The following is a 20,141-nucleotide window of genomic DNA, read 5'->3' as shown; positions in this document are numbered from 1 at the left end:
CCCGTGGCTCAGTTCCGACTCCAAGGCAGCAAGGTGCTGGCCGTCGACCTGACCGGGGACGCCGTGAAAGCGAAGAACGGCTCCATGGTCGCGTACGACGGGCAGATGGCCTTCAAGAAGATGTCCGGCGGCGGCGAAGGCCTCCGCGGCATGGTGACCCGCCGGTTGACCGGCGAACAGATGACGGTGATGGAAGTGCAGGGGCACGGCACCTGCTTCTTCGCCGACCGCGCAAGTGAGATCAATCTGGTCAATCTGCGCGGCGAGAAGCTCTACGTCGAGTCCAGCAACCTGCTGTGCACCGACGCCGGCCTGCGGACCGGCACCACCTTCACCGGTCTGCGCGGCGCGACGACCGGAAACGGCCTGTTCACGACGACCGTCGAGGGCTCCGGGCAGGCGGCGATCATGTCCGACGGCCCGGCGGTGGTGCTGCGCGTGAGCGCCCAGTACCCGCTCTCCGTCGACCCGGGGGCGTACATCGCGCACACGGGCAACCTCCAGCAGTCCTTCCAGTCGGGCGTGAACTTCCGCACGCTGATCGGCGAGGGCTCGGGCGAGTCGTTCCAGATCCGCTTCGAGGGCGAGGGCCTGGTGTACGTGCAGCCCAGCGAGCGCAACACCATCGGGGGCGACGTCTGATGCCGTTCCGCGAGATCAACTCGAAGATGGTCGAGGCCCAGGTGATCCCGGGCCAGAAGATGTACAGCCAGCGCGGCGCGATGCTCGCGTACCGCGGCGAGGTCTCCTTCACCCCGAGCCTGACCGGCGGTCAGGGCGGGGTGATGGGCATGATCGGACGCCGCGTGGCGAACGAGCAGACCCCGCTGATGACGGTCGAGGGCAGCGGCACGGTGATGTTCGGCCACGGAGGCCACCACATCCAGGTGATCAACCTGACCGGTGAGACCCTCTACGTCGAGGCCGACCGGCTGCTCGCCTTCGACGGCACCCTCCAGCAGGGCACCATGTTCATGGGCTCCCAGGGCGGGGTCATGGGCATGGTCCGCGGCCAGGTGACGGGCCAGGGCCTGTTCACCACCACCCTCAAGGGCCACGGCTCGGTCGCCGTGATGGCCCACGGCGGGGTGATCGAGCTGCCCATCACCCCCCAGCGGCCGGTCCACGTGGACCCGCAGGCGTACGTGGCCCACCACGGCGACGTCCGCAACAAGCTCTCCACCGCGCTCGGCTGGCGGGACATGGTGGGGCGCGGCTCGGGCGAGGCGTTCCAGCTGGAGCTGTCCGGCCAGGGCGCGGTGTACGTACAGGCCTCGGAGGAGAAGCTGTGAACTTTGGCCCTGTGACCGGCGGACCCGGCGGCCCGACGGTCTTCGACCCGTACACGCTGCCCTCCGACGACAACGTGAACGCGTACACCTTCTGCGTGGAGCTCAAGGGGAGCCAGTGGTTCCTCCAGAAGGGCAAGATGATCTCGTACTACGGGAGCATCGAGTTCAACGGCATCGGCAACGGGCGCTTTGACCGCCTGCTGCGCACCAGCTTCCACTCGCCGCTGCACGCCGCGGACTGGGTGGTGGCCGAGGGGCAGGGCAAGATGCTGCTCGCCGACCGCGCCTTCGACGTGAACTCGTACGACCTGGACAAGGGGAACCTGACGATCCGGTCAGGCAACCTGCTCGCCTACCAGCCCACCCTGGCGCTGAAGCAGTCGATCGTCCCGGGTTTCCTGACGCTGATCGGAACCGGGAAGTTCGTAGCCGCGTCCAATGGACCGGTGGTGTTCATGGAACCGCCGCTGCGCGTGGACCCGCAGGCGCTGGTGGGCTGGGCGGACTGCCCCTCGCCGTGTCACCACTACGACCACGGCTACATGTCGGGCGTGATGGGCGGGCTGCGCTCACTGACGGGCATCGGGGGCACCTCGGGCGAGGAGCACCAGTTCGAGTTCGTCGGCGCGGGCACGGTGCTGCTGCAGTCCTCGGAGATGCTGATGGCGGAGCAGAACGTCGGGGCCGTCGGCGCCGGCGCGGCGACGGGCAACGCGCAGGGCGTCCCGGGGGCCGGCCAGGGGCCGCTGGGGCAGCTGGGCGTACCGCGGATGCCGGGGCAGCTGGGTGATCTCCAGCGGCGCTTCGGGCTGTGATCCTCAGACCATCCGATTTTTGTACGTAATTCAACTTTTTAGGTAGAGTTCATTCATGGAGACCATGGAGACCGAGACGGCCACGCGCTGGCTGACCGACGCCGAGCAGTGCGCCTGGCGCACCCACCTGGACGTCAGCAGACTGCTGATGCACCAGCTGGAAAAGGATCTCCAGCCCTTCGGACTCACCAACAACGACTACGAGATCCTCGTGAACCTCTCGGAGTCGCCGGACCACCGGATGCGGATGAGCGATCTCGCGACCGCCACCCTGCAGTCCAAGAGCCGGCTGTCGCACCAGATCACGCGCATGGAGACGGCGGGCCTGGTCCGCCGGGTGAACTGCGAGTCCGACCGCCGCGGCCTGTACGCGGTGCTCACGGACGACGGCATGGAGACGATGCGCAAGGTCGCCCCGCACCACGTGGCGTCCGTGCGCCAGCACTTCATCGACCTGCTGCCGCCGGAGGCCCTGGCGGCGCTGCGCGCCTCCCTGACCCCAGTGGCCGAGCACCTGCGCGCCAACCGCGGCAAGGGCTGAGCCCCCTCGGGCGCCCGACGCGCCCCGCGCGGCGGTCGGCCGGACAATGGGCAGTATCCGCCCGCTGCCGGCCGCCGCCGCGCACAGCATGCGCCATGGCCGGCCTGAGGAGGTCCAAGCCATGAAGCGCACTGTGTACATCTCCGCGGCCGCATCCGTCGTCCTGATCGTGGGCGGCCCGGTGGCGGCCGCGACAGCGGCATCCGCCGACACGGCGAGAAGCGTCTGCGCGGCCGCCGCCGTCCGCGCCGACGTGACGGCCGAAGCCGCCGCCGCGGCGGCCGTGAAGAAGTATCCGGGCGTCGTCGAGTCCCTCGACAAGGACGGCGACACCTGGCACGTGGACGTGATCAGCAAGGACGGCAAGGAGCACGCCGAGCTGGACGTCGCCGCGAACGGCGCGGTCACCGAGCGGAACCGCGAGAGCGAGGACAGCACCGAGAACGAGGAACTGCTCGAAGCCAAGGTCACCGCACAGCAGGCCATCAAAGCAGCCCTGACCAGCCATCCCGGAGCGGTCGAGTCGGTCGGCTGGGACGACGACGGCGGCGCCAAGTACTGGGACGTCGAGGTCAAGGGCGCCGACGGCAAGACCTGGAACGGCCACGTGGACCCCGGCACCGGCAAGGTCACCGAATCGACCGACTCGGACGACTCGGACGACTCGGACGACCGGTACCCACCCATCCCGAGCCCCGCGGGGGTGTGAGGCGGTCCTCCGGCCCGGCCGGCGCACGGCGCGGGGGCCGGGGCGGCGCCCCGAAGGGGCGGCCGCACCCGCTCCCGCGCCCGCCTCAGCCCTCCGTCAGCGTCGCCAGCAGAGCGTCGGCCGCCGCGTACGGGTCCAGCTCGCCCACGGCCACCCGGGCGGCCAGCGCGTCGAGATGCGCGTCCCCGTGCAGATCGGCCATCCGCGCCCGCAGCGCCGTCACGGCGATGGTCTCCACCTCCCGCGCGGCCCTCGCCGCGCGCCGCTCGGCCAGCACGCCCCGCTCGTCCATCCACGCCCGGTGCTTCTCCAGCGCCTCGACCAGCTCGTCGATGCCCTGGCCGCGCGCCGCGACCGTCTTCACGATCGGGGGCCGCCAGTCCTCCCGGCCCCGCGCCTCCCCCAGCCCGAGCATGTGGTTCAGCTCCCGGGCGGTCGCGTCCGCCCCGTCCCGGTCCGCCTTGTTGACCACGTACACGTCGCCGATCTCCAGGATCCCCGCCTTCGCGGCCTGGATCCCGTCGCCCATCCCGGGGGCCAGGAGCACCACGGAGGTGTCGGCCTGCGAGGCGATCTCCACCTCCGACTGCCCGACCCCGACCGTCTCGACCAGGATCACCTCGCAGCCGGCCGCGTCCAGGACCCGGATCGCCTGCGGGGCGGCCCACGCCAGTCCGCCCAGGTGCCCGCGGGTGGCCATGGACCGGATGTAGACGCCCGGGTCCGAGGCGTGGTCCGACATCCGCACCCGGTCGCCGAGCAGCGCCCCGCCCGAGAAGGGCGAGGACGGGTCGACGGCGAGGACACCGACCCGCTTCCCGGCCTTGCGGTAGGCCGACACGAGCGCCGACGTCGACGTCGACTTGCCGACGCCCGGCGACCCGGTCAGGCCCACCACGTACGCGTTGCCCGTGAGGGGGGCCAGCGCCGCCATCACCTCGCGCAGCTGCGGGGACGCCCCTTCCACCAGCGAGATCAGCCGGGCCACCGCTCTCGGCCTGCCCTCACGTGCCTGGGCCACCAGCTGGGGGACGTCCACCGCCGTCATACGTGCTGCGCTCCTCGGGTTCTCGTACGGTACGGAGGTGCTGTCAGGCCTGGGCGCCGGGCACCCGGACGATCAGCGCGTCGCCCTGGCCACCGCCGCCGCACAGCGCGGCCGCGCCGACCCCGCCGCCGCGGCGCTTGAGCTCCAGCGCCAGGTGCAGCACCACACGGGCTCCGGACATGCCGATCGGGTGCCCCAGGGCAATGGCGCCGCCGTTGACGTTCACCTTTTCCGGGGTCACCCCGAGGTCCTTCATTGACTGCACGGCGACCGCCGCGAAGGCCTCGTTGATCTCGATGAGGTCCAGGTCGGAGACCTCCAGGCCCTCCTTCTTCAGGGCGTGCAGGATCGCGTTGGACGGCTGCGACTGGAGGGAGTTGTCGGGGCCGGCCACGTTGCCGTGGGCGCCGATCTCGGCGATCCACTCCAGGCCGAGCTCCTCGGCCTTCGCCTTGCTCATCACGACCACGGCGGCCGCGCCGTCGCTGATCTGGGAGGAGGTGCCGGCGGTGATCGTGCCGTCCTTGGCGAAGGCGGGGCGCAGCTTGCCGAGGGACTCCGCCGTGGTCTCGGGGCGGATGCCCTCGTCGGTGGAGAAGATCACCGGGTCGCCCTTGCGCTGCGGGATCTCGACCGGGGTGATCTCGGCCTCGAAGACACCGTTCTTCTGGGCGGCCGCGGCGCGCTGGTGCGAGGTGGCGGCGAACTCGTCCTGCGGGGCGCGCTCGATGCCGAGGCGGGTGTTGTGCTTCTCCGTGGACTCGCCCATCGCGATGTTCTCGAAGGCGTCCGTGAGGCCGTCGTAGGCCATCGCGTCGAGCATCTCGATGGCGCCGTACTTGAAGCCCTCGCGGGACTTGGGCAGCAGGTGCGGGGCGTTGGTCATGGACTCCTGGCCGCCCGCGACCACGATGTCGAACTCACCGGCGCGGATCAGCTGGTCGGCCAGCGCGATGGCGTCCAGGCCCGAGAGGCACACCTTGTTGACGGTCAGGGCGGGCACGTTCATCGGGATGCCGGCCTTGACCGCCGCCTGGCGGGCGGGGATCTGGCCCGCGCCGGCCTGGAGCACCTGGCCCATGATCACGTACTGGACCTGGTCGCCGGAGATCCCGGCCCGCTCCAGCGCGGACTTGATGGCGAAGCCGCCGAGGTCGGCGCCCGAGAAGGACTTCAGCGAGCCGAGCAGGCGCCCCATGGGCGTGCGGGCCCCGGCGACGATCACGGAAGTGGTGTTGTTCGATCCGGACATGAGGCACAGCCCCTTGGATGAGGAGTGAACGAGGGTTTACGTGAATGTACTGGGCGGTACCGCAGCGGTCACCGGGGTGCCGGTGTGATCGCGCGCACGTTGCGTGACGACCCCCTTCGGGAGTGCACTGTCCCCATGCTGACAAGAATCGACCACATCGGGATCGCCTGCTTCGACCTGGACAAGACCGTCGAGTTCTACCGTGCCACGTACGGCTTCGAGGTGTTCCACTCCGAGGTCAACGAGGAGCAGGGCGTCCGCGAGGCCATGTTGAAGATCAACGAGACGTCCGACGGCGGCGCCTCCTACCTCCAGCTCCTGGAGCCCACCCGCGAGGACTCCGCGGTGGGCAAGTGGCTGGCCAAGAACGGCGAGGGGGTCCACCACATCGCCTTCGGCACCGAGGACGTCCAGGGCGACTCGGAGGCCATCCGCGGCAAGGGCGTCCGCGTCCTCTACGACCAGCCCCGCACCGGCTCGATGGGCTCCTCGATCACCTTCCTCCACCCCAAGGACTGCCACGGTGTCCTGACCGAACTGGTCACCAGCAACCCTGAGCACTGATGCCGCCATTCCCCGGCCGGTAGAGTGGCCATGGCTCGGCCGGGGTTCGGTGCGGAGACGGGGTCGGGGCCTGTGACCCCTGCCCCGGTATCTGACACCATTCCCCCGGGGGCGTCGTTCAGCGGGCGAGCGATGCTCATTGGGAGTGAGCTTGCGACCAGGGGACGGATGGGACCGCGCTGTGCGGGGCTACGAAAGCCAGGAGAGCCATCAGGCCGAGGCCGACCATCTCTCGCGCTTCGAGGCCGAGATGGAGCGGCTGAAGAAGGAGCGCGGGAAGGCCGTCCAGCACGCTGAGGACCTGGGATACCAGGTCGAGGTGCTGCGCGCCAAGCTCCACGAGGTACGCCGGTCTCTGGCGTCCCGCCCCGCCTACGACGGCGCGGACATGGGGTACCAGGCGGAGCAGCTGCTCCGCAATGCCCAGATCCAGGCCGACCAGATGCGCTCCGACGCCGAGCGCGAGCTGCGCGACGCCCGGGCGCAGACCCAGCGCATCCTCCAGGAGCACGCCGAGCACCAGGCGCGTCTCCAGGCCGAGCTGCACGCCGAGGCCGTCAACCGCCGCCAGCGTCTGGACCAGGAGCTCAACGAGCGCCGCCAGACCGTCGAGGCGCACGTCAACGAGAACGTGGCCTGGGCCGAGCAGCTGCGCGCCCGTACGGAGTCCCAGGCGCGCCGGCTCATGGAGGAGTCCCGCGCCGAGGCCGAGCAGTCCCTGAACGCCGCCCGCGCCGAGGCCGCCCGGGTCGCCGAGGAGACCCGGCGCCGGATGGCCGCCGACGCCGAGGCCGCCCGCGCGGAGACCGAGGCCACCCTGCTGCGCGCCCGCAAGGAGGCCGAGCGGCTGCTGACCGCCGCCTCCGCGCAGGCCCAGGAGGCCAGCGAGCACGCGGCGCGGCTGCGTTCCACCACCTCCGCCGAGGCCGAGCAGACCCGGCAGCAGACCATGAACCTCGGCCGGGTCGCCGAATCCCGCGTGCAGGAGGCCGAGTCCGCGCTGCGCGAGGCCCGGGCCGAGGCCGAGAAGGTGCTCGCCGAGGCCAAGGAGAGCGCGGCCCGCCAGCTCGCGTCGGCGGAGTCCGTCAACGAGCAGCGCACCCGCACCGCCAAGGAGCAGGTCGCCCGGCTGGTCGGAGAGGCCACCAAGGAGGTCGAGGTCCTCAAGGCCGAGGCCGAGCAGGCCCTGGCCGACGCCCGCGCCGAAGCCGAGCGGCTGCGCACCGAGGCCGGCGAACAGGCCCGTACGGCCGCGGCCGAGGACATGGCGGCCCAGCTGGCGAAGGCGGCCCGCACCGCCGAGGACGTACTGAACAAGGCCTCGGAGGACGCCCGGGCCACCACCCGGGCCGCGTCCGAGGAGGCCGAGCGGATCCGCCGCGAGGCCGAGGCCGAGGCCGACCGGCTGCGCCTGCAGGCCGCGGCCACGGCCGACGAGCTCAAGGGCGCCGCCAAGGACGACACCGAGGAGTACCGGGCCCGGACGGTCGAACTCCAGGAGGAGGCCCGGCGGCTGCGCGGCGAGGCCGAGCAGCTGCGCGCGGAGGCCGTCGCCGAGGGCGAGCGGATCCGCGGTGAGGCCCGCCGCGAGGCGGTCCAGCAGATCGAGGAGGCGGCCCGGACCGCCGAGGAACTGCTCGGCAAGGCCAAGGCCGACGCGGACGAGCTGCGCGGCGGGGCGAACGCCGAGAGCGAGCGGGTCCGCGCCGAAGCCGTCGAGCGGGCCGGCACGCTGCGCAAGCAGGCCGAGGAGACCCTGGAACGCACCCGCGCCGAGGCCGAGCGGCTGCGCGCCGAGGCCGAGGAGCAGGCCGAGGCCGTACGGGCCGAGGCGGACGCGGCGGCGCTCGCGCGGCGCGCGGAGACCGAGCAGGCCCTGGCCGCCAAGCGCGCCGAGGCCGACGAGGAGCTCGTACGGCTCCACACGGACGCCGAGAGCCGGCTGACCACGGCCGAGCAGACCCTGCGTGACGCCCGTGCGGCGGCGGAGAACATCCGCCGGGAGACTACCGAGGAGACCGACCGCCAGCGCGCCGAGTCGGCGGAGCGGATCCGCACCCTCCAGGCGCAGTCGCAGGCGGAGGCCGAGCAGCTGCGCACCGAGGCGGCCGAGGACGCCGGCCGCGTGCGCGCGGAGGCCGAGCAGGTCGCCGTACGGCTGCGCGGCGAGGCCGAGGTCGAGGCCGAGCGGGTGCGCTCCGAGGCGCAGGAGACCGCGGACCGGCTGCGCGCCGAGGCGAAGGCCGCGGCCGAGCGGGTCGCGGCCGAGGCGGCGGAGGCCCTGGCCGCCGCGCAGGAGGAGGCGGCCCGGCGTCGCCGGGAGGCCGAGGAGACCCTGGCGTCCGCGCGTACGGACGCCGAGCAGGAGCGGGCGCAGGCCCGCGAGCAGAGCGAGGAGCTGCTGGCCGCGGCCCGCCGCCGCTCGGAGGAGGCGCAGGCCGAGGCGGCCCGCCTGACCGAGGAGGCCGAACGGCGCGCCTCGGAGCTGGTGTCGGCGGCCGAGGCCACCGCCCAGCAGGTGCGCGACGCCGTGGCCGGGCTGCACGAGCAGGCCGAGGAAGAGGTCGCCGGGCTGCGCAGCGCCGCCGAGCACGCGGCGGAGCGTACGAGGACGGAGGCCGAGGAAGAGGCCGGACGGGTCCGCTCCGACGCCTACGCGGAGCGCGAGCGGGCCACCGAGGACGCCAACCGGATCCGCAGCGAGGCGCGCGCGGAGACGGACGCGGCGAAGGCGCTGGCGGAGCGCACGGTCGGCGACGCGCTCGCCGAGGCGGAGCAGCTGCGCAGCGACACCGCCGAATACGCGCAGCGGGTGCGTACGGAGGCCACGGACGCCCTGGCCGCGGCCGAGCGGGACGCGGCGCGCACCCGGGCCGACGCCCGTGACGACGCGAACCGCATCCGCGGCGAGGCGGCCGAGTCCCTGGAGGCCTCCCGCGCCGAGGGTGCCCGGATCACCGCCGAGGCGACGGCGATGGCCGAGCGCCTCACCGAGGAGACCCGCGCGGCCAACGAGGCGACCGTCGGCGAGGCCGCGGCCGAGGCGGAGCGGATCACCAACGAGGCGCAGGAGGCCGCGGAGGCCACCCGAGCCGAGGCCGCAGGCACCCTGGACGAGGCGCGCGCCGAGGGCAACCGGCTGCGCACCGAGGCCGCGGAGCAGGCGGACCGGCTCATCACCGAGGCGGCGGCCGAGGCCGAGCGGCTCACCGAGGAGACCCGCGCGGCCAACGAGGCCACCGTGGGCGAGGCGGCCGCGGAGGCCGAGCGGCTGCGCACGGCGGCGGCGCGGCTCAAGACGCAGGCGGCCGAGACGCTGGCGAGCGCCGAGCGGGACGCGGCCAAGATCATGGTCGATTCGCGTGCCGAGGGCGACCGTCTGATCGACGAGACCCGCGCGGCCAACGAGGCCACGGTCGGCGAGGCCGCGGCCGAGGCCGAGCGGCTGCGCGCGGAGGCGCACCGCGTCCTCGACGACGCCCGGGCGGAGGGCGGCCGGATCATCGGCGAGGCCACCGCGGAGGCGGAGCGCGTCACGGCTGCGGCGAGCGAGACCCTGGAGAGCGCGGAACGGGAGGCCGAGCGGACGCTGGACGAGGCGCGCGCCGAGGGCAACCGGCTGCGTACGGAGGCGGCCGAGCAGGCGGACCGGCTCATCACCGAGGCGGCGGCCGAGGCCGACAAGCTCACCGGCGAGACCCGCAAGGCGAACGAGCGCACGGTCGGCGAGGCCGCGGCCGAGGCCGAGCGGCTGCGCGCGGAGGCTTCGGAGGCGCTGTCCTCGGCGCAGGAGCACGCGACCCGTACCCGCTCGGAGGCCGAGCGCGTCAAGGCGGAGGCGGCGAGCGAGGCGGAGCGCATCCGCAGCGAGGCCCGCGCGGAGTCCGAGCGGCTGCTGGACGAGGCCCGCGAGGCGGCCAACAAGCGCCGCAGCGAGGCCGCGGAGCAGGTCGACCGGCTCATCACCGAGGCCTCGGCGGAAGCCGAGAAGCTCACGGCCGATGCGCAGCAGAAGGCCCTCGCCGCCACCACGGCGGCCGAGGAGCAGGCCGACGCGATGGTCGACGCGGCCCGCAAGGAGGCGGCGCGGATCACCTCGGAGGCGACCATCGAGGGCAACTCCATGGTGGAGAAGGCCCGTACGGACGCGGACGAGCTGCTGGTCGGCGCGCGCTCGGACGCGGCGGCCATAAGGGAGCGGGCGGAGGAGCTGCGCGGCCGCGTCGAGAGCGAGGTCGAGGAGCTGCACGAGCGGGCCCGCCGGGAGTCGGCCGAGCAGATGAAGTCGGCCGGCGAGCGCGTGGACAAGCTGGTGCGCGCGGCGACCGAGCAGAGCGTCGAGGCCGAGGCGAAGGCCAAGGCGCTGGTGTCGGACGCGAGCAGCGAGGCGAGCAAGGTCCGCATCGCCGCGGTGCGCAAGGCGGAGGCGCTCCTGAAGGAGGCCGAGCAGAAGAAGGCCGAGCTGGCACGGGAGGCCGAGAAGGCCCTCGCGGAGGCCAAGGCGGAGGCCGAACGCCTCGTCGACGAGGGCCGCCGCGAGCTGGAGGTCCTGGTCCGCAGGCGGCAGGACATTCAGGGGGAGATCTCCCGTGTCCAGGACGTTCTTGAGGCGTTGGAATCATTCGAGGCACCTTCGGGCGGCGGAAAGCCCACGGTCGGCGGCCAGGGCGCGGGGGGCGCGAAGGCCGGCGCGGCAGCGGGTTCCACTCGTTCGGGTGGCAAGACGTCGGAGGGCTAGTCGGCGCCCAGGGAGGTGTGCTCCTGACGGAGGTTCAGGCGAACGAGTGACAAGCATTCTGCCGCCTTGCCACTCAAAAGGGGTGTCATTGTCCAGATCAATCGCCGATTGACTCGAAGACACGCCGCCCTGGCGCCTAGGATTCCCCTAACACCTCACGCAGTACCTCATCGGTCTCATTCGACAGGAACCCCATGAGCGACCCTTCCTCCCCCTTCGGCTTCGAGCTCGTGCGGCGCGGTTACGACCGCGGTCAGGTGGACGACCGCATTACCAAGCTGGTCTCCGACCGCGACAGCGCCCTTGGACGCATCAACTCTCTGGAAAAGCGGATCGAGGAACTGCACCTCGAAACGCAGAACGCCCAGGCCCAGGTGAACGACGCCGAGCCGTCGTACGCCGGCCTCGGCGCCCGGGTCGAGAAGATCCTGCGACTGGCCGAGGAGGAGGCGAAGGACCTGCGCGAGGAGGCCCGTCGCGCGGCCGAGCAGCACCGCGAGCTCGCCGAGTCGGCCGCCCAGCAGGTGCGCAACGACGCCGAGTCGTTCGCCGCCGACCGCAAGTCGAAGGCCGAGGACGAGGGCGTCCGCATCGTCGAGAAGGCCAAGGGCGACGCCTCCACCCTGCGCGCCGAGGCCCAGAAGGACGCGGCGTCCAAGCGCGAGGAGGCCGACGCGCTGTTCGAGGAGACCCGCGCCAAGGCCGCCCAGGCCGCCGCGGACTTCGAGACCAACCTGGCCAAGCGCCGCGAGCAGTCGGAGCGGGACCTGGCCTCGCGTCAGGCCAAGGCCGAGAAGCGGCTCGCGGAGATCGAGCACCGTGCCGAGCAGCTGCGCCTGGAGGCCGAGAAGCTGCGTACGGACGCGGAGCGCCGGGCCCGCCAGACGGTGGAGACCGCGCAGCGCCAGGCCGAGGACATCGTGGCCGACGCCAACGCCAAGGCGGACCGCATCCGCAGCGAGTCCGAGCGCGAGCTGGCGGCGCTCACCAACCGCCGCGACTCGATCAACGCGCAGCTGACCAACGTGCGCGAGATGCTGGCGACGCTCACCGGCGCGGCCGTCGCGGCTGCCAACCCGATCGTCGACGACGAGCCGGTCACCCGCGGCGTTCCGGCGCAGCAGAGCCGCTGAGCTCCCGCTTCGCCTGATCGAGGGCCCTATGTCATCTCTGAGGTGACGTAGGGCCCTCGGGCGTTCCCGCGCCGGCTCATGCCCATCGACGGGATTTCCTCCTGGAAATCACCTTCATGATCTTGGCCGTTGGAGGAAATCCGGAGGAAGCCCGGAGGAAATCCACAAGAAGAGGGACGCCCACACCCTCCTGAGGAACTACGGGGGATGCCCGGGTCGGTCTCAGGGACAGCTCAGGGATCCGGCGGGGACGGAACCGTAGGAGACTCGATATCCTCTTAACCCTTACGCGGGCGAAAGTCGTCCCGGCCTGGTAAGGGGCAGCAAGATGATCGAGGCAGTCGGCCTGACCAAGCGCTTCGGCGCCAAGACCGCCGTCGACCAGTTGTCCTTCCAGGTCAAGCCGGGTCACGTCACCGGTTTCCTGGGGCCCAACGGCTCCGGCAAATCCACCACCATGCGGATGATCCTGGGCCTCGACCGGCCCACGTCCGGCCGGGTCACGATCAACGGCCACCCCTTCCGGGAGCTGCCGAACGCCCAGCGTCACGTCGGGGCTCTGCTCGACGCCAAGGCCGTGCACGGCGGCCGCCGGGCCCGCACCCACCTGCTCTCGATCGCCCAGCTCTCCGGGATCCCCGCGCGGCGCGTGGACGAGGTGCTGGGCGTGGTCGGCCTCCAGGACGCCGCCCGGCAGCGTACGAAGGGCTTCTCGCTCGGCATGGGCCAGCGGCTCGGCATCGCCACCGCCCTGCTCGGCGACCCGCAGGTGCTCCTGTTCGACGAGCCGGTCAACGGACTCGACCCCGAGGGCATCCTGTGGGTGCGCAACCTCATGCGCCGGCTCGCCTCCGAGGGCCGCACCGTGTTCGTCTCCTCGCACCTGATGAGCGAGATGGCGCTGACCGCGGACCACCTGATCGTCATCGGCAGGGGCCGGCTGCTGGCCGACATGGGCACCCAGGAGTTCATCGCGCACAACTCGGCCGGATTCGCTCGGGTGCGCGCGGCCGACACTGATCCGGATGGCTGGGACACGCTGGGGGCGGTCCTCACGGAGGCGGGCGGGCGGGTCCTCCAGGAGCCCGACGGTGCACTGCGCGTGACCGGTCTGGACCTTCCCCGCATCTCGGACCTCGCCCACGGGGCCGGCGTACGGCTCTGGGAGCTCTCCCCCCACCGGGCCTCGCTGGAGGAGGCGTACATGCGGATGACCCAGTCCGCCCTCGAGTACACCTCCACCGACGACCCGCGGGCCGAGCTGTGGGAGCCGGAGCCGCTCACCGTCCCGGCGTGGGAGGAGGAGCCGGCGGTCCCGGAGGTCCCGCGGACGGGCTTCTTCGCGCCGCCGCCTCCGGCAGCGGGCGGCCGGCCCTTCCTGATGCCCAGCAAGCCCGGCGAGCTCGCCGGTGCCCGCGAGAACGACCCCGAGGAAGCCAAGTGACCAGCCCCCGCGGCGCGCAGGCCGCCCTGCCGTACAGCTCGCCGCTGCCCGCGCCGCGGCCGCACCTGGGACACGCCCTGGCCTCCGAGTGGACCAAGATGGTCTCGGTCCGCTCCACGCTGTGGACGCTCGGCTCGCTCGTGCTGACCGTCGTGGGCATCGGCCTGCTCTTCGTCGTGCAGACCGACGACCGGGACTACGACCAGATCTCCTTCGTCACGCCGGCCCTCTTCGGCCTGCTGATCGGGCAGATCGCGGTGATGGTCCTGGGCGTCCTGACGATCAGCTCGGAGCACGCGACCGGCCTGGCGCGGACCACCTTCACCGCCGCCCCCGACCGCTACCGGGTGCTCACCGCGAAGTACCTCGTCTTCAGCGTCACGGCCTTCCTCACGACCGGGGCGGCCGTCTTCGTGATCGGGGTGGCGGCGAGGATCACGCACAGCGGGGCAGCCGCCGGACGCCATGGGACGAGCGAGTGGCTCGGTGCGCTGGCGGGCAGTCTCTACGTCACGCTGCTCGGGGTGCTCGCGCTCGCCGTCGGCGCGCTGGTGCGGCACTCGGCGGGGGCGATCGCCGTGATGCTCGGCCTCGTCACGCTGCCGCCGGTGATCGGGGCGATGCTCAGCATGTGGCAGGCCATGGCGTCCGTCGGGCGGGCGGTCATCCAGCACAACGCGCCGGTGGCCCTGATGCAGCTGTTCGGCCTGCCGACCGGCGACGAGGCGGGCGTGGCGCCCAGCGCCCTGTCCCACATGGTGCTGATCGTGCTGGTCGCGGGAGCCGCGGTGACCGCCTCGTACGTCTCGGTCGGCCGCCGGGACGTCTAACGCCGAGGACGCCTAATAACGGGGGGCGTTGCGGGACCGCTGCACCTTGGAGGTGCGGCGGTCCTTCGCGTTCCAGCAGGCCTTGTGCCAGTGCCGCCGGTCGTCGACGCCGCCGTACTCCGGCCACGCCACCAGGTGCGGGGTGCCGGAGGGGATCTCCTGGTCACAGCCGGGGCAGCGGTAGCGCTTGCCCGCCGCGCTCGCGCCCGCGACGTGCCGGACCTTCCAGTCCTCGCCCTGGTACTCCTCGGTGCGCTCCAGCCCGTAGCGGTCGAGGCCGGTGCTGGGTCGTTCGTCCGGAGTCTCCCCGCCCTTGGGGCGGTTGTTGCGCGGTGACACGTATACCTCACGGATGGGCGGACGGCAGTGACTTTCTCCCAGACTACGCGCAGCGAGGCCGGGTAACCGCAGGGTTGCCGGTAGCGGCTGCCGTGCGCAGAGGGATGGCCCGACAATCCCAATAACTTCCTGACAGACCGTGCCTTTGGCACGTGTCAGACGTTGTTGCCATAGGAAGAACCGGTCCACCTGGGGAGGCCGCGTCAGCCGCGAGGAGGCTAAAGGCGATGCGCGTAGGAGCGTTTGTACTGGCGGCCCAGTTCCCGGGTCAGGGACAGGGAGAGGCACTGCACCGGGCGGTGCGGACCGCCGAGGTGGCCGAGGAGGCGGGACTCGACTCGGTCTGGCTCGCCGAGCACCATTTCGTCCCGTACGGGGTCTGCCCCTCGGCGGTGACCCTGGCCGCCCTGCTGCTGGGCCGCACGCGGCGGCTGCGGGTGGGCACGGCGGTGAGCGTGCTGCCGAGCACCCACCCGGTGGCCCTCGGAGAGCAGGCGGCCCTGCTGCACGTGACCTCGGGGGGCCGTTTCTCGCTGGGGCTGGGCCGCGGCGGGCCGTGGGTCGACCTGGAGGTGTTCGGGGGCGGCCTGGACGCGTACGAGAACGGCTTCCCGGAGGCCCTGGACCTGCTGCGGCGCTGGCTGACGCAGGCCCGGGTGGGAGCCGCCGGCGAGCGGTACGACTTCCGCGAGGTGGCCGTCGTACCGCGGCCGTCGGAGGCCCTGGACGGGGACGGGACGGGCCCGGAGGTGATCGTGGCCTGCACCTCGCCGACATCGGTACGGCTGGCCGCGCGGCGGGGGCTGCCGATGCTGCTCGGCATGCACTGCGGGGACGAGGACAAGGCCGAGATGGTCGCGCTGTGGCGCGCCGAGGCACGGGCGGCGGGGCACTCGCCGGAGCACGTGGCCGGCGCGGGCCACGTCTCGGCCGGGGTGTGCCAGCTGGCGGACAGCACGGCGGACGCCCGCGAGGCCCTGCTGAAGGCGATGCCCGGCTGGCTCAAGCAGGGCCTGGACGCGCATGTGACGGTGGACGGCCGGGAGCGCGCGATGCGCGATCCGCTCGCGTACACGGAACTGCTGTGCGACCTGCACCCGGTGGGCACCCCGGAGCGGGCGGCGGACCGGCTGGCGACCACGTCGGAGCGGACGGGCATCACGCGCTTCGCGCTCCTGACGGAGGGCTCCGGCGATCTCGCCGCGACGGAGGAGAACGTACGACGACTCGGCGCCGAAGTCCTGCCCCGTCTCGGCTGAGATCCACCGGCGGCGCTCCGTACCTGTCCGGCCGATCGCGCCGGGTTCGCCCTGACCGACCGGACAGGTCCCCGACCGGGTTTAGCAGTCGCGCAGTTCCGGCGACTGGTTGAGCAGCTGGCCCCGGATCGAAGTGAACTTGGCCAGCCGGTCGTCCACCGAGGGATCCATCGGGAACACCGCCACCCGGTGACAGTTCTGGAACGCCAGGCGCACTCCGAAGTGCCGCTGCAGAGCACCGCGTATCGCGTCACTCGCGAGCGCGCGCAGCAGCTGCCCACGCGCCTGCTCGTCGGGCGGCGGCGTCTGGTTGTCGGCGAACTGTCCGCCGTCCACCTTCAGCTGGGCCACCAGCGAGCTGATCATCTCCCATGCGAAGGGCAGGGAGGTCCGGACGCAGTCGACGAAGGCGGCTTCGTCGACCTCGCCTCGCTCGGCCTGTTCGAGTAGGGCCGGTGAGACGTCGAGCGACATGGGTTCTCCTCTCGCGACCCCGGCTGTTTGGGTTGCCGGAGCCTTACGGGCAGGGAAGGAGATCGCGACGCAGCGTGCACGCTTCGCAACCTCCCGCTCACCACGGTAGGCGCCCCATGGGTGGCGCACCAGGAGAATGCGCATACAACGCGCCATCGGCGAAGGGGGCTTTCAGGGGCGAATCGCGTGGAGGGCCGTCGGTCGAGTAGCGTTGCCGACCATGCGTCTCGTCATTGCCCGCTGCTCCGTCGACTACGCGGGCCGGCTCACCGCCCATCTGCCCTCGGCACCCCGTCTGATCCTCGTGAAGGCCGACGGCAGTGTCTCGATCCACGCGGACGACCGGGCGTACAAACCGCTCAACTGGATGTCGCCCCCGTGCACCCTCAAAGAGGGGAGCGGTGACGACGCCGGTGTGTGGACGGTCATCAACAAGGCGGGCGAGAAGCTCATCATCACCATGGAGGAAGTCCTCCACGACTCCTCCCACGAGCTCGGCATCGACCCGGGGCTCATCAAGGACGGGGTCGAGGCACACCTCCAGGAACTCCTCGCGGACCGCATCGAGACGCTGGGCGAGGGCTACACCCTCATCCGGCGCGAGTACATGACGGCGATCGGCCCGGTGGACATCCTGTGCCGGGACGCCTCCGGCGCGACGGTGGCGGTGGAGATCAAGCGCCGCGGCGAGATCGACGGCGTCGAGCAGCTGACCCGCTACCTGGAGCTGCTCAACCGCGACCCGCACCTGGCGCCGGTCCGCGGGGTCTTCGCGGCCCAGGAGATCAAGCCGCAGGCCAAGGTGCTGGCGACGGACCGCGGGATGGACTGCGTGGTCCTGGACTACAACGCGCTGCGCGGCATCGAGGACGACAAGCTGCGACTGTTCTGACCCTCGCCCCGTCCGAGCCTCACGCAGCAACGGCTCCGTCCCGAGGGACGGAGCCGTCGGCGTTCTACGGGGCGGTGGGCGTGGACGGCCCGGTCGCGGTGGCCGTTCCCGACCCCGAGGCGCTGGCCGTCGGCGTCGGCGCGGTGCTCTCCGTCGGCGGCACCGACGGCCCGGCCGTCGTCGGCGGGGGCGAGACGGGCGGGGACGGCGGCGCGGAGTTCGGCGGCGTCGTGGACGGGCGGCGGGACGGGGTCTTGCCGGGCGTGCGGCCGGGGCTCGGGGCGACGCCCTCCCCCGGCGCCGTCGACTGCGACGGCGAGCCCGAGGCGGGCGGCTCCGGTGCAGGATCGTTCCCTCCGGTCCCCGTCGTGGACGACGGGGTCGTCGCCCCCGGGGTCGAGGACACCGCGGGCGCCTGCGCCGGCGGCGAGGTGTCCGAGGAGCCCAGCGCGAGGCTCACGACGGTGCCCAGCGCCACCACCGTCAGCGCTCCCGCCCCGGCCAGCAGGGCCAGCCGTCGGCGACGGGGGTCCGGGGCCGGCCGGGCGGCGGGCGCGGGGGCGGGCGCCGGGGAGGGCTTGGGCGACAGCGGGAAGGCGTCCTCGAACACCTCGGACAGCGTCGTGGGCGGCTCCGTGGACCGGTTCACCGGCACCACCGGCGTCATCCGCGTCACCGCCTCGGCGGAGACGGGCACGCGGAGGGGGACGGCCGGGGCGGTCCGAGCCGCCGGGGCGGCGGGAGCGGCGGAAGTGGCGGGAGCGGGGGGAGTCACCGCCGCCGTCGAGGCCGGCGGGAGGGCCGCCCGGGCGGCCGGGGCGGCCTCCAGGGCCACCGTCGCCGCCTCCGCGGCGGCCGCGGGCAGGGCCGGCAGCCCCGGAGCCTCCAGCCGCAGGGGCGGCGACGCCGCCACGGCCGCGGCCTCCCGGTCCACGACGAGCGCCAGCGCCCGCCGCCCCGCCACGGTGCCCCGCTTGTCCGCGAGCGCGCCGCGCAGTCCGATCGAGGTCTCCAGCTCGGCCCGCGCCCGGTCGAGGCGTCCCTCGCACAGGGCCAGGACGCCGAGCTCGTGGTGGAAGTACGCCTGCTCGGCGACCTCCCCCGCCTTGCGCGCGGCCTCCGCGCCCGAGCGCAGCACCCGCTCCCACGCCTCCCAGTGCAGGGAGGCCGCGAACGCCGCGGCCGCCGTCCGCGCCAGCAGCACCGCCGCCACCACGTCCGCGCCGGCCAGCGCCGCGAGCACCGCGTCGGCCTCCGCCGCGACCCGCTCGGGGGTCACCGAGGCGTGCCCGGTCCACCAGGCGTAGTGCCGGGCGGCCGTACGGGCCTGCTCGGCCGCGGTGTCCCCGTACCCGGCCTCCTCCAGCTGCCGTGCGACTCCCGCGGCCAGCCGGTAGCGCGTTCCGACGGGCGTCAGCAGCCCGCAGGCCAGCAGTTCCGCCACCGCCGTGTCGGCGTGGGTGTCCCCCACCAGCGCCGGCAGGTGCGTGTGGTGCGGCATCTCCCCGCCCAGCGCGCACGCGATCCGCAGGGCCGCGCGCGCCGACTCACTGACCCGGGAGGCCAGCAGCTCCGCCGGGGCCGCGCCCTGGGCCAGCGTGGGGAGCGGCACCTGGGCGGCCTCGCGCGGGCGCTCCTCGAAGACGCCGGGCTCGTCCTCCTCGTCGTCCTCGGCGAGGTGGTTGAGCTCGTCGCGCTGGCGCAGCAGCGCGGCGGCCTGTACGAAGCGCAGCGCCAAGCCCTCGGAGGCGAACCGCAGGTCTTCCGCCCAGGCGGTCTCGACGTCCGTCAGCGGCCGTCCGAGGCCCGTCTCCAGCAGGTCCAGGCAGTCGGTCTTGTCCAGCCCGCCGAGGAAGACCTCCTCGACGTGCGAGTCGTCGGAGGGTGCGCGGGTCTCGGGGGTGGCGGCCAGCAGATAGGCGCACTCGGGGGTGGCGTGCAGCAGTTCGTCGAGGGCGCTGCCCCCCATCTCCAGGTCGTCGAGGAGGACGATCGCGCCGATGCCGCGCACGCGGGCGAGGAGTTCCTCGCGCTCGGGCCGCTCCCGCGAGGCCTCGTACACGGTCGCGTAGAGCGCCTGGAGCAGCTCGGCGGGCTGCTGGTGGCCGTATCCGGAGAGGCGGACGACGCCGTCGGGCGCGAGGCCCTCGCAGCGTGCGGCGACCGCGTCGAGCAGCGCGCTGCGACCGGATCCCGAAGGTCCGGTCAGTCGTACGGAGCGGCCGCGGCCCAGCAGCCGGACGAGGCGGTCGCGCTCCTCCTCGCGCGCCGGCCGGTGCCGGACGGGTATGGAGGTGCCCGGCAGCGCGGGCGGCCGTGCGGCGGCCTCGGCGGCGCGGCGGGCGCCCGCGTCGCGCTTGGCGGGGCGGGGGCTCTGCGTACCGGGCCGCAGCGGTTCGATCTCGCTGCCGTCGACCGGGTTGACGGTGAGGAGGAAGTCGCCCGCGACCAGGCTGACGACCCGGGCGGGCCCGGCCGTCGCGCCCGTCGCGCCCGTCGTGCCCGTCGCGCCCGTCGTGCCCGTCGTGCCCGCCGTGCCCGTCGCGGACGGGGACGGCGCCGCGGACGGCACGGAGCTGCCCGCGGACGGCTCGTCCTGCCCGGTATGCCCCTGTGTAAGGTCCATGACCAAGTCCCCCATCGCGGGCCGCGCGCCTCGCCGTCGTACCGCCCGGCCGTCGCGCACCCGCGGGCGCTCCTGGTCCGGTTTCCGCCCGAACCCTAGACGGTGGCCGGTCGTGCGGGAAACCGCAGGGGTGCGATCACCACCGGACCGTTACGTTTCCGCAGGAAATGCAAAGGTCAGCGGGC

General features: G+C 73.0%; 17 protein-coding genes. 12 read left to right on the top strand and 5 right to left on the bottom strand.

Going from position 1 to position 20,141, the window contains the following annotated elements; translation table 11 throughout:
• Window positions 1-3: 3 nt before the first annotated feature.
• The 5 genes from AC07DU_RS09580 (at window position 4) to AC07DU_RS09560 (ending at window position 3,357) form a co-directional block, all read left to right on the top strand.
• Window positions 4-642, top strand: coding sequence for an AIM24 family protein (locus AC07DU_RS09580; protein WP_360888549.1), 639 nt, complete (start codon window positions 4-6; stop codon window positions 640-642).
• Window positions 642-1,292, top strand: a complete 651-nt coding sequence (locus tag AC07DU_RS09575) for an AIM24 family protein (protein ID WP_360888546.1) — start codon at window positions 642-644, stop codon at window positions 1,290-1,292. Before AC07DU_RS09580 ends, AC07DU_RS09575 begins: the two co-directional genes overlap by 1 nt.
• An 11-nt stretch (window positions 1,293-1,303) precedes the next feature.
• Window positions 1,304-2,107 carry an AIM24 family protein gene (locus AC07DU_RS09570; protein ID WP_360888801.1) on the top strand — a complete coding sequence of 268 codons (804 nt, stop codon included), beginning with the start codon at window positions 1,304-1,306 and terminating at the stop codon, window positions 2,105-2,107.
• A gap of 64 nt (window positions 2,108-2,171) precedes the next feature.
• Window positions 2,172-2,648, top strand: a complete 477-nt coding sequence (locus AC07DU_RS09565; RefSeq protein ID WP_360888798.1) for a MarR family winged helix-turn-helix transcriptional regulator — start codon at window positions 2,172-2,174, stop codon at window positions 2,646-2,648.
• A 121-nt stretch (window positions 2,649-2,769) separates the two neighbouring features.
• Window positions 2,770-3,357, top strand: coding sequence for a PepSY domain-containing protein (locus tag AC07DU_RS09560; RefSeq protein WP_479110548.1), 588 nt, complete (start codon window positions 2,770-2,772; stop codon window positions 3,355-3,357).
• A gap of 85 nt (window positions 3,358-3,442) precedes the next feature.
• Here AC07DU_RS09560 and meaB read toward each other — a convergent pair whose 3' ends face one another.
• Both meaB and AC07DU_RS09550 read right to left on the bottom strand, forming a co-directional pair.
• Window positions 3,443-4,405, bottom strand: a complete 963-nt coding sequence (meaB, locus tag AC07DU_RS09555; protein ID WP_360888542.1) for a methylmalonyl Co-A mutase-associated GTPase MeaB — start codon at window positions 4,403-4,405, stop codon at window positions 3,443-3,445.
• A 43-nt stretch (window positions 4,406-4,448) separates the two neighbouring features.
• Complete coding sequence (locus AC07DU_RS09550) at window positions 4,449-5,657, bottom strand: acetyl-CoA C-acetyltransferase (RefSeq protein ID WP_392049967.1); 1,209 nt, start codon at window positions 5,655-5,657, stop codon at window positions 4,449-4,451.
• Window positions 5,658-5,792: 135 nt separating this feature from the next.
• On the opposite strand from AC07DU_RS09550, the gene mce reads away from it, so the two are divergent.
• From mce to AC07DU_RS09525, 5 genes are all read left to right on the top strand, one after another.
• On the top strand, window positions 5,793-6,221 hold the full coding sequence (gene mce / locus AC07DU_RS09545; protein ID WP_008738238.1) for a methylmalonyl-CoA epimerase: 429 nt from the start codon (window positions 5,793-5,795) through the stop codon (window positions 6,219-6,221).
• A 181-nt stretch (window positions 6,222-6,402) separates the two neighbouring features.
• Complete coding sequence (scy, locus tag AC07DU_RS09540; RefSeq protein WP_479110545.1) at window positions 6,403-10,959, top strand: polarized growth protein Scy; 4,557 nt, start codon at window positions 6,403-6,405, stop codon at window positions 10,957-10,959.
• Between the two features lie 194 nt (window positions 10,960-11,153).
• Complete coding sequence (locus AC07DU_RS09535) at window positions 11,154-12,092, top strand: coiled-coil domain-containing protein (protein WP_360888535.1); 939 nt, start codon at window positions 11,154-11,156, stop codon at window positions 12,090-12,092.
• Window positions 12,093-12,420: 328 nt separating this feature from the next.
• Window positions 12,421-13,536, top strand: a complete 1,116-nt coding sequence (locus AC07DU_RS09530; RefSeq protein ID WP_360888532.1) for an ABC transporter ATP-binding protein — start codon at window positions 12,421-12,423, stop codon at window positions 13,534-13,536.
• A complete protein-coding gene (locus tag AC07DU_RS09525) occupies window positions 13,533-14,366 on the top strand; it encodes an ABC transporter permease (RefSeq protein WP_453372990.1) in 834 nt (277 codons plus the stop codon). Before AC07DU_RS09530 ends, AC07DU_RS09525 begins: the two co-directional genes overlap by 4 nt.
• 12 nt (window positions 14,367-14,378) lie before the next feature.
• Here the strand turns inward: AC07DU_RS09525 and AC07DU_RS09520 are convergent, their stop codons facing one another.
• Window positions 14,379-14,705 carry an ATP/GTP-binding protein gene (locus tag AC07DU_RS09520; RefSeq protein ID WP_360888526.1) on the bottom strand — a complete coding sequence of 109 codons (327 nt, stop codon included), beginning with the start codon at window positions 14,703-14,705 and terminating at the stop codon, window positions 14,379-14,381.
• A gap of 227 nt (window positions 14,706-14,932) precedes the next feature.
• Here AC07DU_RS09520 and AC07DU_RS09515 point away from each other — a divergent pair, with 227 nt between their 5' ends.
• Window positions 14,933-15,964, top strand: a complete 1,032-nt coding sequence (locus AC07DU_RS09515) for an LLM class flavin-dependent oxidoreductase (RefSeq protein ID WP_479110542.1) — start codon at window positions 14,933-14,935, stop codon at window positions 15,962-15,964.
• 81 nt (window positions 15,965-16,045) lie between these two features.
• Here the strand turns inward: AC07DU_RS09515 and AC07DU_RS09510 are convergent, their stop codons facing one another.
• Complete coding sequence (locus AC07DU_RS09510; RefSeq protein ID WP_360888520.1) at window positions 16,046-16,438, bottom strand: SCO5389 family protein; 393 nt, start codon at window positions 16,436-16,438, stop codon at window positions 16,046-16,048.
• 220 nt (window positions 16,439-16,658) lie between these two features.
• Between AC07DU_RS09510 and nucS the strand changes: the two genes are divergently transcribed.
• Complete coding sequence (gene nucS, locus AC07DU_RS09505) at window positions 16,659-17,330, top strand: endonuclease NucS (protein ID WP_360888518.1); 672 nt, start codon at window positions 16,659-16,661, stop codon at window positions 17,328-17,330.
• Between the two features lie 64 nt (window positions 17,331-17,394).
• Here the strand turns inward: nucS and AC07DU_RS09500 are convergent, their stop codons facing one another.
• Window positions 17,395-19,956 (bottom strand): ATP-binding protein, encoded by a 2,562-nt coding sequence (locus AC07DU_RS09500; protein ID WP_479110540.1) that lies wholly within the window; start codon window positions 19,954-19,956, stop codon window positions 17,395-17,397.
• Between the last annotated feature and the right edge of the window lie 185 nt (window positions 19,957-20,141).

It is taken from the genome of Streptomyces sp. NPDC045695 (genome assembly GCF_056432025.1).
This window is presented reverse-complemented; position numbering and strand designations above follow the sequence as displayed.